Genomic DNA, 14,941 nt, shown 5'->3' on the forward strand with positions numbered 1-14,941 from the left:
CTGGTGGCTATAGCGGAGGGGAACCACTCGTTCCCATACCGAACACGATCGTTAAGCCCTCCCGCGCCGATGGTACTTGGGACGCAGGTCCCTGGAAGAGTAGGTCGTCGCCAGGCTACATAAACAAACAAAGCCCTCACTTTAATCGAAGTGAGGGCTTTGTTTGTTTGTCTGCTTCTGATTTACTAAATAAAATAAACATAGCAGAGCGCGGATGAGCGCTAAACTAGGGATGAAAAACCATAACAGGAACTGAATGAGTGAATCAGTGCTTTGCAAGAAAGTCACCACCATCTGAAAAAGATTGAGATAGAAAAGAAATATGAGGATCGTTTTTTGATCTGGGGAAAGCCGATGTAATTATTGCATATAAATTATTAACCACCCTTTATGAAAAAACACCGAATATGAACAATTTATTGGCTTCTGTGATATACTGGCGCATAGAGTGAGTGATAACGGTTTGACATATTGCTTGTTTTAAGGTATGCCCCCCTTGACTAGCGGAGATAATGATTATAAAAAGGTGAAAAGGGCGGATTTCGATTGAGCCATTTAGGAGAAACCTCATATTGCATTATCTGTGACCAACGGCGGGATGACGGCTTACTAGTATTGGATGAATTTATTTGTGAAGCGTGTGAACGAGAACTTGTGCAAACAGCAGTGACAGATCAGAAGTATTCGTATTATGTCCAACAGCTGAAAAAAATATGGTTAAAAGATGCATAAGGGATCAAATTGATCCCTTTTTCTTTGCCTTTTAAAAGAGAAGTGAAGATATGAAGGGGATGGGGATAGATGGAGCAGAAGAGAGCACCATTATTTACAGCGTTATGTACTCATGCAGAACGCGCTGAAAAGGGGAATTTTCACGTACCAGGTCATAAGGAGGGACAAGCATATGACCTGGAGGGGGAAAAGTACTTTGCCCCGCTCTTAGCTTTGGATATGACTGAACTTCCGCATTTGGATGACTTACACCATCCTGCGGGTGTGATTGCGGAATCACAGCAGTTAGCAGCATCTGCTTTTGGAGCGAAGCATACTTTCTTTTTGGTAGGAGGGAGTACGGCAGGGAACTTGGCAGCAATTTTGTGTACAATGCAGCGAGGGGATCAATTACTTGTTCCTCGTAATGCGCACCAATCCGTTTTTCATGCGTGTATACTGGCAGGGGTGCGTCCTATTTATATAGGGGCAGAAATTGATGAGGGAACAGGACTTTGTGCGCCAATAGAGGTAGAGCAGTTAGAGGTAGTGTACACAGAATATCCTGACGTCAAAGGATTACTCCTTACTTCTCCTCATTACAATGGAATGTATGAAAAGGTAGAGGAAGTGGCGATTTGGTGTCGACAGAAGCAGCTGTTGTTGCTGGTGGATGAGGCTCATGGTGCACACTTTCCTTTCCATAAAGAATTGCCTCTGTCTGCTGTACAGTGCGGAGCCGATGTAGTGGTACAGTCGACACACAAGATGCTACCCGCTATGACGATGAGCTCTATGTTACATCTGGGTTCAAATCGAGTTTCTCCACAGGAGATACAACGATGGCTACGCATTATACAATCAAGCAGTCCCTCATATCCTTTGATGGCGTCATTGGATTTGGCTCGTCGTTGGATGGTAGAAAGGGGGGAGACGGAGTTAGAGCGTGTGATAGGCTTATTGACGCAGCTGCGTACAAAGCTTAGTAAGCTCTCCTATTTGAGAGAGACGAGTAAGCCATATCCGCGTGATCCCTTTAAATTATTATTAGAAACAACTACAGGTGTAACAGGTTACGCCTTAGCACAGCTTTTGGAAGAAAGAGGTTGCTACTGTGAGCTGGCGGATCCTATGCGTGTTCTTATCGTTTGTTCAGCGGCTACATTGGCAGAAGAGTTGGATCTATTATGGAAATCGTTATTAGAGATAGATTCGATAGTGCAAAAAAATAGTATGAAACGGCAACAGAGGAAGTGCCCTACACTGAAGAATACAGCCGCTCTCCCATTAGATCAACTTACAAAAGCTCCTACAGAAAAAATAGCGTTAATAAAAGCCAGCGGTAGAGTTGCAGCTGAGACTGTGATTCCTTATCCTCCGGGGATTCCCGTGCTGTTGCCGGGAGAGGAGATATCAGTAGAAATGGTAGATTATCTGGTGGATATCTTGCAAGCAGGGGGGCAAGTGCGGGGACTTACCTCCGTTTCTACTCCTTTGATTGACGTGGTAAAATAAGAGCAGATGATCAGGAAAGTAAGTGGTGATTTTCAGGGGGACAGATTCGTGTCGGGATTATTTATAACATTAGAAGGTCCGGAAGGAGCAGGGAAATCAACACAGATTTCGCGCTTATATGAACGTATTTGCAAACAGGGATGGACCTGTACAGTGACGAGAGAGCCTGGAGGAACCGCATTGGGCGACCGCATTCGAAGGTTATTACTTGATCCGGAGTCAGGGGAAATGGCGGCTCGCACAGAAATATTGTTGTATGCGGCCTCACGTGCACAGTTGGTAGAACAGGTGATTCAACCTGCCTTAGAGCGCGGTGAAATCGTTTTATGTGATCGTTACCTCGATTCAAGCATCGCGTACCAGGGGTATGGATTACAATGTAATTTGAGTGAAGTGCGTACAGTAAACATGATGGCTACTGGGGGATTACTTCCTCAGCGTACCTATTTATTAGATGTGACAGCAGAAGAGAGTGAAGAACGTCTGGTGCAAAGAGGAAATGCGAGCGATCGAATCGAACAAAGAGAGAAGGCGTTTCATGAGCGTGTACGCCACGGGTTTTTATATATGGCACAACATGAACCCAAACGTTATCAAATTTTATCTGGGAAACTGCCAGTAGAAGACGTAACTAACTCGATTTGGACTGATTTAGTAAGGCTTCACCAGCAATTAGAAGCAGAGGAGGGTGACAGATGAAACTAATTATTGCAATCGTACAAGATAAAGATAGTCAGCGACTATTAAAAGAACTGATTAAAGAAAACATCCGTGTCACCAAGCTAGCTACTTCAGGTGGTTTCTTACGAGAAGGCAATACGACTTTTATGATCGGGATTGAAGAGGAGAAAGTGGGGTCGGTGCTGGCGCTGATTGAAAAAAACTGTCAGGCTCGTCAGCAGATGATGTCTCCCGTCTCTCCATTTAGTACAAATGCAGAAGGGTACGTCCCTTTTCCAGTTGAGGTGGAAGTGGGAGGAGCAACCGTTTTTGTCCTTCCTATTGAGCAGTTTAAGCAGTTTTAATGGTAAGTGAGGATTAGATGATGTCATTTGATAATATAAAGGGTCAAGATCAGGTAGTGAAACAATTGCAATATGGGTTAAAAAACAAGCGTATATCACATGCCTACTGTTTTTCAGGACCAGAAGGAGCAGAGAAGGAGTTAGTAGCATGGAATTTTGCTAAAGCTCTTAACTGCGAAGAAGAAGAGATAGATGCCTGTGACCAGTGTCGAACATGCCGTCAAATTGAGCATAGAAATCATCCAGATGTTCGGGAGCTAGAGCCAGATGGCACCACTATTAAAATAGGGCAGGTGCGGCAGTTAAAGCAGGAATTCTCACGAAGAGCGACGGAAGGATTTACTCGCATCTTGATCATTAGACACGCGGAAACGATGACTTTGCAGGCAGCAAATAGCTTATTAAAATTTTTAGAAGAACCGATCACGCCGATGGTGGCGATCCTTATCACTGATCATCTTCACGGAATGCTACCTACCATTTACTCACGGTGCCAACCGGTGCGCTTTGTTACGGTTCATCCGCTTCAGCGCAAGAAGCAGCTACTAAAATTAGGTGTTACAGAGCAAAAATGTTTGATTTTGGCGCAGATGGATGTACAAATAGAGACGGCTCTTCAACTTAGTCAGCTGGAATCGTTTGATCTTTTTTGTGAGCTGGTGATACAATGGAGTGAGAAAGTATTTGCTGGTAAGAATGAAGCACTCATAGAGATTACGACAAAGCTTCTCTCCGCAATGACCGATGAGAAAGAAACCTTGTGGATGCTCGATATCCTATTTTTGTGGTTTAGAGAAATTCTAAATCAACAGTTGGGACGCACGGAGCACCTTGTGTTTTTCTCATGGGAAGAAGAACGGAGGCGTCAAGCAAAATACTGGACACCGCATAAAGTGGCACAAGCTATGGAGAATATCCTGTTGGCCCGGCAGCAATTGATGGGACCCGTACCATCCCAGTCGATTTTGGAGTACATGGTGCTGGCTATGCAGGAGGGATCATTAGATGTTAGAAGTCGTAGGCGTCCGCTTTCGCGAAGCAGGAAAGATCTACTATTTTGATCCCGGAGAGCATCTTCTTTCTAAAGGCGATCATGTGATTGTAGAAACGGTGCGTGGGATCGAATACGGTGAAGTGGTTTTAGGTAAACAATATATGCACGAAGACGAAGTCGTTTTGCCTTTAAGAAAAATCATACGCAAAGCGAACACACATGATTATCAGCAAATGGAAAGCAATGAGGGTGCCGCTATTAAGGCACTATCCATTTGTAAAGAGAAAGTGGATGAGCATCACTTGGATATGAAGCTGGTTGATGCAGAATATACATTTGATCGCAATAAAGTTATTTTCTACTTTACTGCTGATGGGCGTGTTGATTTTCGTCAGCTCGTGCGAGACTTGGCTACTATCTTCCGAACGCGGATTGAATTAAGGCAGATTGGTGTGCGTGATGAAGCAAAGATGTTAGGTGGAATCGGTCCTTGTGGTCGTGTCCTCTGCTGTTCATCTTTTTTAGGTGATTTTGAGCCTGTATCGATTAAAATGGCAAAAGATCAAAATTTATCTCTCAACCCCACAAAGATATCAGGGTTATGCGGTCGCCTGATGTGTTGCCTCAAGTTTGAAAATGAGGCTTATGTGGAAGCGAAGAAAAAGCTCCCCGATATTGGTGAGAAAGTGTCTACACCGAACGGGGAGGGGAAAGTAGTCGTGCTCAATCTATTAGAACGAAGAGTTCAAGTGGAATTAGCGGAATCAGGGCAGACAGTCGAACACTCAGCAGATGAAGTGCAATTATAGTTCATCATGAGGTCGGCGTCTCCTTGACTTCATTGCTGCTGTAGGGGTTGCTCACAGGAGATTAATGAGTTTCCGTTATTATATATGTAGGTGATCGAGGTGGGGGCGTGGATAAGAAAGAGCTATTTACGCGAGTAACCCAAATTGAGGATCAGCTTGGGGGACTTTATAGTCAACTAGGCAGTTTGAAAGAACAGATTGTCCAATTGCTTGAAGAGAATACACGCTTGCAAATGGAGAATCAACATCTTCGTGATCAGCTGAAAGAGGAGCATCCGGGGATCGACTCCAGTGAGGTTTTATTAGAAGAAAAGACTGGAGAAGGATATGACAACTTAGCAAAGCTATACAATGAAGGCTTTCATATCTGTAATGTACATTATGGCAATATGAGAGCGGAAGAGGATTGTCTTTTTTGTCTAGCATTTTTAAACAAATAGCCGGGAAACCGGCTATTTCTCATGAGGTGACATATGAGTGATCATGAGGATTACGTAGTATACATGGTGCAATGTGGAGATGGCAGTTTATATACAGGTATTACGAAACAATTGGAAAAAAGGTTAGCAGAACATCGCGCGGGTAAAGGGGCAAAATATACTCGTGGTAGAAATCCACTGACTGTTCGTTATGTGGAGATGGGGCTAACTCATTCGAAAGCATTGAGGCGGGAGCAAGTGATTAAGCGGCTGCGGCGAACAGAGAAATTGAAGTTGATCGCAGCGTATGAAGGAACGGTGTTAGGAGAATGAAGCTTCAAAAGAATAGTGAGTATAACCGTGGTGTGCTTTACATAGTAGGAACACCGATTGGAAACCTTGACGATATGACGGAAAGGGCACGTAAGACCCTTGCAGAGGTAGACTGTATTGCAGCAGAAGATACGAGGCATACACGAAAACTGCTAACGCACTTTTCTTTTTCTACTCCATTGATCAGTTACCATGAGCATAGTAGGGTAGAGCGAGAGCTAGAGATTCTTGAACGACTCCACCGAGGGGAGTCGGTGGCGATTGTAAGCGATGCTGGGATGCCAGCCATCTCCGATCCAGGTGCGGAGTTAGTGAAAAGAGCAATAGCAGAAGGGATCGCTGTAGTGCCAATCCCAGGTGCGAATGCAGCTTTGGCGGCATTAGTTGGCTCGGGATTATCACCCCAACCTTTTCTGTTTCTGGGTTTTTTACCGCGTAAGTCTCAGGAACGAAAACGCGAGCTTCAGAAGTGGCGACAGGTGGAAGCGACGTTGGTAATGTATGAATCGCCACATCGGGTGAAAGCGATGTTACAAGATACTAAGAGCACATTGGGAGATCGTCAGATAGTGCTAGCACGTGAATTGACAAAAAAGCATGAGGAGTGGTTGCGTGGGTCAGTAAGTGAGTCGCTCACGTGGTTACAGGAACATGAGGCGCGCGGTGAATATACGATTGTTGTGGAAGGATTAAGGGAAGAAGCAAGGGGAGAAGAAGAGAGAGATAAGAAGTGGTGGAGACAATTAACAGTAGAAGAGCATGTGAATTGGTTCATTCGTCGTGGTAGGAATAGTAAGGAAGCGATTAAGGCGGTTGCTAAAGAAAGAGACCTGAGTAAACGTGAGGTATACCAGGTGTATCATGTGGAGGAAGAAGAGTAAAATAAAAGCGCACCTGGTTGAGGGGGTGCGCTTAAGAAGTAAATGAAGCTCCAATCAGAGCGGTTGGAGTGATATATGTTTTCGTAAAAGAAAGAGTATATAAAAAGTTATCCGTTCGTTACACTCTCGTCTTTGATCAGATTGTACATTTCTTCGACAGCTTGTTTGCTAACTACTTTGTTTTTGTAACGGATGGTTTCATCTACTTCGCCAGAGAAGATACAGGCTGGCTCATACTTTTTCAGTACGATACGCTCTCCGTCAACGTAAATTTCAAGGGCGTCTTTTTCACCAATTCCGAGAGTGCGGCGCAATTCGATTGGAATAACCACACGGCCGAGCTCGTCCACTTTTCTAACAATACCGGTTGATTTAAGCATAATGTCAATCTCCTCTCGATTGTGTATATCTCTATGTTTTGGTCTCGATTCGCTGTATTCTACCGTCAAAATTCGACAGGAACAGCGTTAAATTAATCATACCAGCGTTTACCATAATCGTCAATATGTTTAGAGGTAACTTTTCTAGTAATTTTTATCCTAGAGTCGTTAATGGAGGATTAGGCTTTATATACTAGCAGTAGAAAATAGTAGGAAAAGGAGGGGTTAGTACGATGTTTCCCGTTTCTGAGAACTTAAAACATCGATTACGTGAAGTTAACCTGGAGTTGAGGCATATATTCGATGAACCTGAGGCTGAGTCAAGTTTGATACGAGGAAAGCTAGCTGCTTTAGGCTCGTTTTTTACCGTGCGCAAGTGGAGTGATGCTGAGTTAACCGCATGGTTGGATGGGACAAGCATTATGGGTGTGGACGGATCAGTCAACTCGACTACAGGACCTCACCCACACAACCTCTCCTTGTTCCAAGCATTGGCAAAAGGAACAACGGGAGAAGAGGAATGGGGTGCAGATGTGTATACCCCGCTGTTGGCAGCGGAGGAGGAGCAAGAAGAAGGGGGGATGTTGGCGCGTGAGGCCAGGAAACGGGGAGCACAACTATCAGGATTAGAATTGGATGTAGCCAAAAAGGCGATGATTACTTATCGCCCTAAAGTGATGATGATGGATGGCTCGTTGCTTCACTTTCAAATGGATGACTGGCATAAGTGGCAAGAAGTGCGAAAGGTTGCTCTGGAACAGGGTGTTTTGCTAATCGGTGTTTCAGAAGAGATCGGAACGCGAGGAATAGCACAGAAGCTTTATCCCAAACATCCAGGACGGTCAGATCGAGAATTTTTATATGGTAGATTAATGATGGGAGAGGGTTTTGAAAGCAAACATTATACTTCTATGGGTGAAGGAATGTGGAAAGTGGCCTTCCGATCATCCTTGAGTCCTCAGCCGATTGGAGTGGATGGACTGATAGAGCAGCAGGCACAACAACAGGAGTTGATGGATTTACTCTACACATTAACCCCGGAACAGGGGAGAGGGATTCCGCTATGGCTAGATATTGTAGATAGTGAAGTAAGGGTGACCAATCAACTACTACACGCCATGATTGAGCAGTATATTGACCCTGCTCTGCGCCATCGTCTGTTTTTGTCTAAACGCGCTGATCGAGTGATCTAAACTGAAGCTTTCATATAGAAGTATAAGGTAGAGGGGGTAGCATCATGCAAGTAGTGGGCGTGACAACGCAACAAGAAGTATATATTGTTTCCCGAGATCGTAAGTTTCGTATTAATGAGATCCTTGTCCTCCAGGATGATGTACTAGGCAATCCACAGGGGGAAGTGGTTGAGACGATGTCTTATAATCGGTTCATTCCGATGGGGCTAGATCGTTCTATGGTTGATGCTCAAGTGATACAGTCACTCGAACAGATTGGATATGATATTGGATCAGATGAGATTAATATGGCAAAGATGCGTCTGTTTGTGGAGGCACCACATCCAGTACGTACTGGATGCCAAGTGCGTGCTCCCCACTTTGATGAGGTTCGTCACCTCCTGGTTAAAGTGGAACCGCAAGCAGGTGGGGTGCTAGGTGAGATTCAAAGCACGGGTACATTGGCTGCTACGCTGGACTCATCTTTGCGAGATCATGTGTATCTGTTAGAGGAAAGTGGGATGAGAAAACAAGCGGGGGTACCTTTTATCCTAGATATTAGGGCAATGCAGCAATATCCTCATATCGGTATCTTTGGAGGGTCGGGCTCTGGTAAATCATTTGGGCTCAGGGTGATGTTAGAAGAGATGATGAAGTTGACGATTCCCACTCTTGTCTTTGATCCTCATTTTGAAATGTCGTTTGCACAAGTGAGTGAAGCATTAAAAGAGAAAGCGCCATCTTTTGCTGGGAAGTGGACGGCCGTAGAGGTGGGAAAGCATGTGGGGATTGATTTCTCAGCCCTGACTACACGTGATGTGACGGATCTATTAGGAGCGGCAGGAGGCCATTTGACCGAGTCCATGGTTAACGTGGCCCAGACACTTCATCGTCGCCGTGACTCTTTTCATTCTTTCCACGATCGCCTCCAAAACGTAGCGCAAGCGTTGGAAGAAGGGAAGGGACTGGATAAAAGGTTGAAAGCGGATGATATTACGCCAGCTGGAGTGGAGCAAGTAAAGGAATTGAAGGAACTGTTTAATCGCTATAACAGCCTTCCCCCCTCGTCAGTAAAAGGGGTACTATGGCGCTTGAAGCGTCTGGATAAAGCGGGTCTCTTCCAACAGGATATTCGTGTGATTGAGCAAGCATTAACTCAAGGGAAGTTAGTCGTTGTGCAGGGAGCGACTTGGATTATTCAAGTTTTCTCCACTTATGTGATGGGAACACTATACCGTAAGCGTCGTGAATATCAAGATGCGCGTCTTAATGGGGATGAAGGTTCATTTTTCCCACCCTTTCTCACGGTAACCGATGAAGCACACAACTTTGCACCCAAGGGATTTGATTCACCTGCTAAATCGATTATGAAAGAGATCGCACAAGAGGGAAGGAAATACGGCGTTTTTCTTGTATTGGCAACACAGCGGCCCACGTTATTGGATGAGACGATTACAGCACAGCTTAATACGAAGTTTGTTTTTCGTACCGTGCGGGGCACTGATATCGCTACACTGAGAGAAGAAACAGACTTAACTCCCGAAGAGGGGAAGCGTCTTCCTTACTTACGTTCGGGTGATGCGTTTGTCTCTTCAGCGATCTTTGGGCGTACCCTATTTATTCGTATCCGGGCTGCTTTTTCTGATAGCCCTCATCAGAGCAATCCGTTTGATGAGTTGTTCGCTCTCAAAGAGAAGGAAGATGAGAGTGTCCTGGATGCGATAGCACAGAAGTTGCCTATTTTTGATACGGACTTACTGGCTGTATCACAACATGTTAATCGAGAGTGTGGCTTGTCTTGGGAAGTATCACGCTTAAAAGATGAGCTAGAAAAGATGGTGAACAATGGGCGGTTAACGAAGATTTCATCACCATTAGCGACTCGCTATGATCGCAAAGAGTAAGATGGGGGAACTTTCCCCTTTTTACTTGTGGTTTCTTGTACGAGTTGGGTATAATGATAGACAAACCGAAAAGTTTCTAAGGATAGTTTCCTGGGAAATAATCTATTTGATTGCTGACGGGGAAGAGTAGCGATATGTCTTGCTATGAGCAGAGAGCCGGGTTTGGGTGCGAACCGGTATAGGGACATATGGTGAATATGGCCCCTGAGATTTATCTTGAAGCCTTATGAGTTAGGGTGAGTAAAGATAAACGCTACCTAGCGTTATCAGGTCAGTGTGGACACTGGTGGAGGACACCTCTGTGAAGAGGGATGTCGAAATTGGGTGGTACCGCGAGTCAACCTCTCGCCCCATTGGCAAGGGGTTTTTTTGATTTTCGAAAGGAGAGAAACGAAAAATGAATGAAAAGAAAAGCTTCTATATTACAACTCCGATCTATTATCCGAGCGATAATTTGCATATCGGCCATGCCTATACAACGGTGGCGGGTGATGCGATGGCACGCTATAAAAGGTTGCGTGGATATGATGTGATGTATTTAACCGGGACGGATGAGCACGGACAAAAGATTGAGCGGCGGGCGAGGGAAAAGGGACTGGCCCCTCAACAGTTTGTTGATGAGATTGTAGCGGGGATCAGATCCCTATGGGAGAAACTTGATATCTCATACGATGATTTTATCCGTACAACGCAAGATCGACATCGGGTGGTTGTACAAAAAATATTTCAGAAACTATTAGATCAAGGAGATATCTACCTCAGCGAATATGAGGGACTGTATTGCACGCCGTGCGAATCATTTTGGACTGAACGACAGCTAGTAGACGGAAACTGTCCTGATTGTGGGCGTGAAGTTGAAAAAGTGCGGGAGCAAAGTTACTTTTTCCGCATGAACAAGTATGTGGATCGCTTACTGGCACACTATAAACAGCATCCTGATTTTATTCAGCCCGAATCACGCAAGAATGAAATGATCCGCAACTTTATTGAGCCTGGACTAGAGGATCTATGTATATCTCGCACGACGTTTGAGTGGGGGATTCCCGTGCCAAATGATCCAAAGCATGTGATGTATGTGTGGATTGATGCGTTGACTAACTATATTTCAGCGATTGGTTATTCAGCTGAGGATGTGGAGAAGAAGGAGAAATTTCAGAAGTATTGGCCTGCTAATGTTCATCTGGTAGGAAAAGAGATTGTCCGCTTCCATACGATCTATTGGCCCATCATGTTGATGGCACTTGATCTGCCACTACCGCAGAAGATCTTTGCCCATGGTTTTCTTCAACTAAAGGGTGGGAAAATGTCTAAATCGAAAGGGAATGTGGTCGATCCAGTACCATTGATTGATCATTTTGGCCTGGATGCGCTACGGTACTACTTACTGCGGGAGATTCCTTTTGGTTCGGATGGAACGTTTACCCCAGAAGCGTTTGTAGAACGGGTAAATGCTGATTTGGCTAATGATCTGGGCAACTTATTACATCGAACCCTGACAATGGTGCAAAAATATAATGATGGAGTGGTTCCTGCCTATTTACCACAAGCGACGGAGCATGACAAAGAACTTGAGGAGTTGGCGCAAGCGACGGTAGCCAAAGTGGAAACAGCTTTAGAGGAAATGAAGTTTTCTGTAGCTCTTACATCTATATGGGAAATGGTACGTGGTACAAACCGTTATATCGAGAAAACAATGCCGTGGGTGTTGGCAAAAGATGAAGACAAGAAAGAAGTGCTCGGCTCTGTTCTGTATCACTTATTAGAAAACTTACGTATTGCAAGTGTGCTAATTCAACCATTCCTTACCCGCACTCCAGCAAAAATATGGGAACAATTAGGACTAGCCAGCGGAACAACTGCGACGAGTTGGATAAGCTTAGGGTCATATGGTGGACTGCCTGCAGGGACGAAAACAAATAAAGGAGAGCCCATTTTTCCGCGATTGGATGTAGAAGACGAAGTGAAGTGGATTGCAGAACAGATGGGACAAAAAGAAGTGGATTCACCAGGAAACAAACAGGAACAACAGCAAAAGCAGCAGCAGGTATCAACAAATGAAGAAGGGGTAGGATATATTACCTTTGACCAGTTTAGCCAAGTGGAGATGCGTGTAGCAGAAGTAATGGAGGCTGAACCAGTTAAAGGGGCAGATCGCTTGTTAGTGCTGAAGTTGGATCTAGGAACAGATGAGAGACAAGTGGTTTCCGGAATAGCCGAGTATTATACACCGACTGAACTGATCGGGCAGAAGGTGTTATGTGTAACCAATTTGAAACCTGTCAAACTTCGCGGTGTTCGCTCCGAAGGAATGGTATTGGCGGCTAAGGCGGATGGCAAGTTGAAGTTGGCGACTGTCAGCGGAGAGATTCCGAGCGGTACCGTTGTAAAGTAATGTAGAGAGAGAAGTCAAAATGAAGGGAGGAAACGGGCGATGTTATTTGATAGTCATGCCCATCTGAATGATGAGAAGTTTGCTGAGGATCGTGAGGAAACGATCAGACGCGCTCATGAAGAGAAGGGGGTTGCGCGCATCGTCAATGTGGGTTTTAATCGTGAAACAATTCCGCCCACCCTCGAGTTGGCAGAAACATATGAGTTTATTTATGCAGCAGTTGGTTGGCATCCTGTGGATGCAGCCAACTGTACTGACGAAGATTTGCGCTGGATCGCTTCCTTGGCAGATCATCCTAAGGTGGTCGCCATAGGGGAGATGGGATTGGACTACTATTGGGATACTGTTCCACGGGCTGTACAAGAGGAACTATTTCGAAAACAGATCCGTTTAGCAAAGGAAGTAGATCTGCCGATTATTATTCATGATCGCGATGCGCATGAAGATGTGGTGCGCATCTTGCGTGAGGAAAAAGCAGATGAGGTAGGAGGGGTGATGCACTGTTTTGGTGGTGATCAAACGATCGCTAAACAATGCCTCGAACTTAACTTTTATATTGGGTTAGGGGGACCTGTTACTTTTAAAAACGCTACCCTCCCGAAAGAGATTGCAGCTATGGTTCCACTCGACCGCCTGGTGGTGGAGACGGATTGCCCTTACCTTGCTCCCCATCCTTTTCGCGGAAAGCGAAACGAATCTGCTTATGTTGGATTAGTCGCGGAAGCCATTGCCGAAATTCGTGGACTGAGTGTAGAACAACTTCAGCAAGCGACGTACGAGAATGCTTGCCGTCTATTTCGGCTCTCGTAAGAGAAGCTGATCGTAAACAAAGTGGGGACGATGATGGATCAAATGATGAAGGTTGAAGAAGTAATTGTGGTAGAAGGGATGAATGACCGCGTCGCTATCGAGCGAGCTGTTTGTGCGGATACCATTGAAACGAGGGGTTCGGCGCTAGGTGAGGAAGTGATTGCCCGAGTGAAGAAGGCACAGAAGACGCGAGGTGTGATTCTTTTTACCGATCCTGATGGGGCCGGGGAACGAATTCGCCGTATCCTGGCCGATAAAGTTCCTGGGTGTAAGCATGCATTTTTACCAAGGAATCAGGCGCGTGGAAAAGGAAAGATTGGGGTGGAGCACGCCAGCCCTACGGCGATACGTGCGGCGTTACAGGATGTGAGGTCAGAGCTGGATACCACTTTGCCCAATTCGGATATTACTTGGGCTGAGTTTATCGATGCTGGAATGGTGGGTGGAGCGGAAGCGCGGCAATTGAGAGAGAAGATGGGACAGTTATTAGGAATCGGATATGGCAATGCCAAACAGTTTTATCGGCGATTGCATTTATTTCGTATACAGAGGGATGAGTGGGCGCAAGCCCTACATCAAGTGAGGGAAGGTTGAATAGAATGGAAGAAAGAACGGTCACAAGGCGCACGCGCGAACTATTAAAAAAGCACAATCTCCGTTTAAAGAGAAGTTTAGGACAAAATTTCATCACAGAAGATTGGGTGCTCGATCGGATTGTGGAGGCGGCTTCTCTTGATCGTCAGACAGGTGTACTTGAAATAGGACCTGGTATCGGAGCTTTGACAGAACGCATTGCAGAAGAGGCGGGTTGGGTAACAGCGATTGAAACGGATTCCCGTCTAATTCCGGTATTAGAGGATCAATTCGCTACCACAGGGCATGTTCATATTGTCGAGGGGGATGCCTTGCAACTCGATTTGCAATCGATCGTAAAGGAACATATGGCTTCAGCAGAGCGCTATTGTGTAGTTGCCAATCTTCCCTACTACATTACCTCCCCTTTGATTATGCGCCTGCTGGAGGGAGGACTTCCACTAGAGCGGATTGTAATTATGATTCAAAAAGAGGTAGCAGAACGAATAATGGCAGATCCAGGTGGGAAGGATTATGGTATGTTATCCATTGCTGTCCAATATTATGCTATCCCGCATTGGGTGACCAAAGTACCGAATCACGTGTTTGTACCGCGGCCGGATGTGGATTCTGCTGTTATTCAGTTGGAAGTTAGAGGGAAACCAGCAGTGGACGTGATAGACGAATCTTTATTCTTCCAGGTGGTACGAGCTGCCTTTGCTAAACGTCGTAAGACATTGTTAAATAGCATTTCTACTTCTCTTCCGAAAAAAATGTCGAAAGAGGATGTAAGGTCTGCGCTTGAGCAGGCAGGAATAGAACCTAACCGTCGTGGAGAAACATGCTCATTAGCTGAGTTTGCGCGCTTGACGGACGCTCTTGCTGATTTTGGCATGTAGATATCTTTTTCTTTTTGTCGAAGGGATCGTTACATGTGATGTCGAATCTATGTAAAGTTAGATGAGGCTTCGTTGCTTCGCAGGTGTATGATTTGCATGAAAGGTAGGAACCATTCCATTGGAG

Annotated in this window: 16 protein-coding genes, 1 rRNA gene and 1 other annotated feature; of the genes, 16 read left to right on the top strand and 1 reads right to left on the bottom strand. The window is 45.2% G+C overall.

All coding sequences use genetic code 11. The features are described from left to right. The 10 genes from rrf (at position 1) to rsmI (ending at position 6,687) form a co-directional block, all read left to right on the top strand. A 5S ribosomal RNA gene (rrf, locus tag NXZ84_RS12450) occupies positions 1-116 on the top strand. A gap of 430 nt (positions 117-546) precedes the next feature. Further along, positions 547-732, top strand: coding sequence for a sigma factor G inhibitor Gin (locus NXZ84_RS12455; protein ID WP_258840667.1), 186 nt, complete (start codon positions 547-549; stop codon positions 730-732). A 69-nt stretch (positions 733-801) separates the two neighbouring features. Continuing rightward, on the top strand, positions 802-2,226 hold the full coding sequence (locus NXZ84_RS12460) for an aminotransferase class I/II-fold pyridoxal phosphate-dependent enzyme (protein ID WP_258840668.1): 1,425 nt from the start codon (positions 802-804) through the stop codon (positions 2,224-2,226). Positions 2,227-2,274: 48 nt separating this feature from the next. After that, a complete protein-coding gene (gene tmk / locus NXZ84_RS12465; protein WP_258840669.1) occupies positions 2,275-2,925 on the top strand; it encodes a dTMP kinase in 651 nt (216 codons plus the stop codon). Further along, positions 2,922-3,251: a cyclic-di-AMP receptor gene (locus NXZ84_RS12470; RefSeq protein ID WP_258840670.1), complete on the top strand. Its 330-nt coding sequence runs from the start codon at positions 2,922-2,924 to the stop codon at positions 3,249-3,251. Before tmk ends, NXZ84_RS12470 begins: the two co-directional genes overlap by 4 nt. Before the next feature lie 20 nt (positions 3,252-3,271). Then, positions 3,272-4,312 (top strand): DNA polymerase III subunit delta', encoded by a 1,041-nt coding sequence (gene holB / locus NXZ84_RS12475; protein ID WP_258840671.1) that lies wholly within the window; start codon positions 3,272-3,274, stop codon positions 4,310-4,312. After that, positions 4,257-5,054 carry a PSP1 domain-containing protein gene (locus NXZ84_RS12480; RefSeq protein ID WP_258840672.1) on the top strand — a complete coding sequence of 266 codons (798 nt, stop codon included), beginning with the start codon at positions 4,257-4,259 and terminating at the stop codon, positions 5,052-5,054. Before holB ends, NXZ84_RS12480 begins: the two co-directional genes overlap by 56 nt. Positions 5,055-5,161: 107 nt before the next feature. Further along, positions 5,162-5,494, top strand: coding sequence for a DNA replication initiation control protein YabA (gene yabA / locus NXZ84_RS12485; protein ID WP_258840673.1), 333 nt, complete (start codon positions 5,162-5,164; stop codon positions 5,492-5,494). A gap of 33 nt (positions 5,495-5,527) precedes the next feature. Beyond that, positions 5,528-5,806, top strand: coding sequence for a GIY-YIG nuclease family protein (locus NXZ84_RS12490; protein WP_258840674.1), 279 nt, complete (start codon positions 5,528-5,530; stop codon positions 5,804-5,806). Further along, positions 5,803-6,687: a 16S rRNA (cytidine(1402)-2'-O)-methyltransferase gene (rsmI, locus tag NXZ84_RS12495; protein WP_258840675.1), complete on the top strand. Its 885-nt coding sequence runs from the start codon at positions 5,803-5,805 to the stop codon at positions 6,685-6,687. Before NXZ84_RS12490 ends, rsmI begins: the two co-directional genes overlap by 4 nt. Positions 6,688-6,794: 107 nt before the next feature. Here the strand turns inward: rsmI and NXZ84_RS12500 are convergent, their stop codons facing one another. Beyond that, positions 6,795-7,067 carry an AbrB/MazE/SpoVT family DNA-binding domain-containing protein gene (locus NXZ84_RS12500; protein ID WP_258840676.1) on the bottom strand — a complete coding sequence of 91 codons (273 nt, stop codon included), beginning with the start codon at positions 7,065-7,067 and terminating at the stop codon, positions 6,795-6,797. A gap of 233 nt (positions 7,068-7,300) precedes the next feature. Between NXZ84_RS12500 and NXZ84_RS12505 the strand changes: the two genes are divergently transcribed. The 6 genes from NXZ84_RS12505 (at position 7,301) to rsmA (ending at position 14,817) form a co-directional block, all read left to right on the top strand. Further along, complete coding sequence (locus NXZ84_RS12505) at positions 7,301-8,260, top strand: DNA double-strand break repair nuclease NurA (protein WP_258840677.1); 960 nt, start codon at positions 7,301-7,303, stop codon at positions 8,258-8,260. A 44-nt stretch (positions 8,261-8,304) separates the two neighbouring features. Next, on the top strand, positions 8,305-10,143 hold the full coding sequence (locus NXZ84_RS12510; RefSeq protein ID WP_258840678.1) for an ATP-binding protein: 1,839 nt from the start codon (positions 8,305-8,307) through the stop codon (positions 10,141-10,143). Between the two features lie 104 nt (positions 10,144-10,247). Continuing rightward, positions 10,248-10,499 (top strand) — a binding site (T-box leader). 41 nt (positions 10,500-10,540) lie between these two features. Continuing rightward, positions 10,541-12,535 carry a methionine--tRNA ligase gene (gene metG / locus NXZ84_RS12515; protein ID WP_258840679.1) on the top strand — a complete coding sequence of 665 codons (1,995 nt, stop codon included), beginning with the start codon at positions 10,541-10,543 and terminating at the stop codon, positions 12,533-12,535. A 39-nt stretch (positions 12,536-12,574) separates the two neighbouring features. Continuing rightward, entirely contained in the window at positions 12,575-13,345 is a 771-nt protein-coding gene (locus NXZ84_RS12520; protein ID WP_258840680.1) for a TatD family hydrolase, read from the top strand. 45 nt (positions 13,346-13,390) lie between these two features. Continuing rightward, positions 13,391-13,939: a ribonuclease M5 gene (rnmV, locus tag NXZ84_RS12525; RefSeq protein WP_258840910.1), complete on the top strand. Its 549-nt coding sequence runs from the start codon at positions 13,391-13,393 to the stop codon at positions 13,937-13,939. Further along, a complete protein-coding gene (gene rsmA, locus NXZ84_RS12530) occupies positions 13,936-14,817 on the top strand; it encodes a 16S rRNA (adenine(1518)-N(6)/adenine(1519)-N(6))-dimethyltransferase RsmA (protein ID WP_396654043.1) in 882 nt (293 codons plus the stop codon). Before rnmV ends, rsmA begins: the two co-directional genes overlap by 4 nt. Positions 14,818-14,941 lie beyond the last annotated feature (124 nt).

Origin of the sequence: Mechercharimyces sp. CAU 1602 (assembly GCF_024753565.1) — a bacterium.
In the GTDB taxonomy this organism is placed as follows: domain Bacteria; phylum Bacillota; class Bacilli; order Thermoactinomycetales; family JANTPT01; genus Mechercharimyces.

What these genes read in the sequence shown, in the direction of transcription:
- rsmI (WP_258840675.1), top strand. Translation starts at nt 5,803, where the DNA reads ATGAAGCTTCAAAAGAATAGTGAGTATAACCGTGGTGTGCTTTACATA.
- NXZ84_RS12510 (WP_258840678.1), top strand. Translation starts at nt 8,305, where the DNA reads ATGCAAGTAGTGGGCGTGACAACGCAACAAGAAGTATATATTGTTTCC.
- NXZ84_RS12500 (WP_258840676.1), bottom strand. Translation starts at nt 7,067, where the DNA reads ATGCTTAAATCAACCGGTATTGTTAGAAAAGTGGACGAGCTCGGCCGT.
- rnmV (WP_258840910.1), top strand. Translation starts at nt 13,391, where the DNA reads ATGAAGGTTGAAGAAGTAATTGTGGTAGAAGGGATGAATGACCGCGTC.
- NXZ84_RS12470 (WP_258840670.1), top strand. Translation starts at nt 2,922, where the DNA reads ATGAAACTAATTATTGCAATCGTACAAGATAAAGATAGTCAGCGACTA.
- NXZ84_RS12460 (WP_258840668.1), top strand. Translation starts at nt 802, where the DNA reads ATGGAGCAGAAGAGAGCACCATTATTTACAGCGTTATGTACTCATGCA.
- NXZ84_RS12505 (WP_258840677.1), top strand. Translation starts at nt 7,301, where the DNA reads ATGTTTCCCGTTTCTGAGAACTTAAAACATCGATTACGTGAAGTTAAC.
- NXZ84_RS12490 (WP_258840674.1), top strand. Translation starts at nt 5,528, where the DNA reads ATGAGTGATCATGAGGATTACGTAGTATACATGGTGCAATGTGGAGAT.
- NXZ84_RS12480 (WP_258840672.1), top strand. Translation starts at nt 4,257, where the DNA reads ATGTTAGAAGTCGTAGGCGTCCGCTTTCGCGAAGCAGGAAAGATCTAC.
- NXZ84_RS12520 (WP_258840680.1), top strand. Translation starts at nt 12,575, where the DNA reads ATGTTATTTGATAGTCATGCCCATCTGAATGATGAGAAGTTTGCTGAG.
- holB (WP_258840671.1), top strand. Translation starts at nt 3,272, where the DNA reads ATGTCATTTGATAATATAAAGGGTCAAGATCAGGTAGTGAAACAATTG.
- metG (WP_258840679.1), top strand. Translation starts at nt 10,541, where the DNA reads ATGAATGAAAAGAAAAGCTTCTATATTACAACTCCGATCTATTATCCG.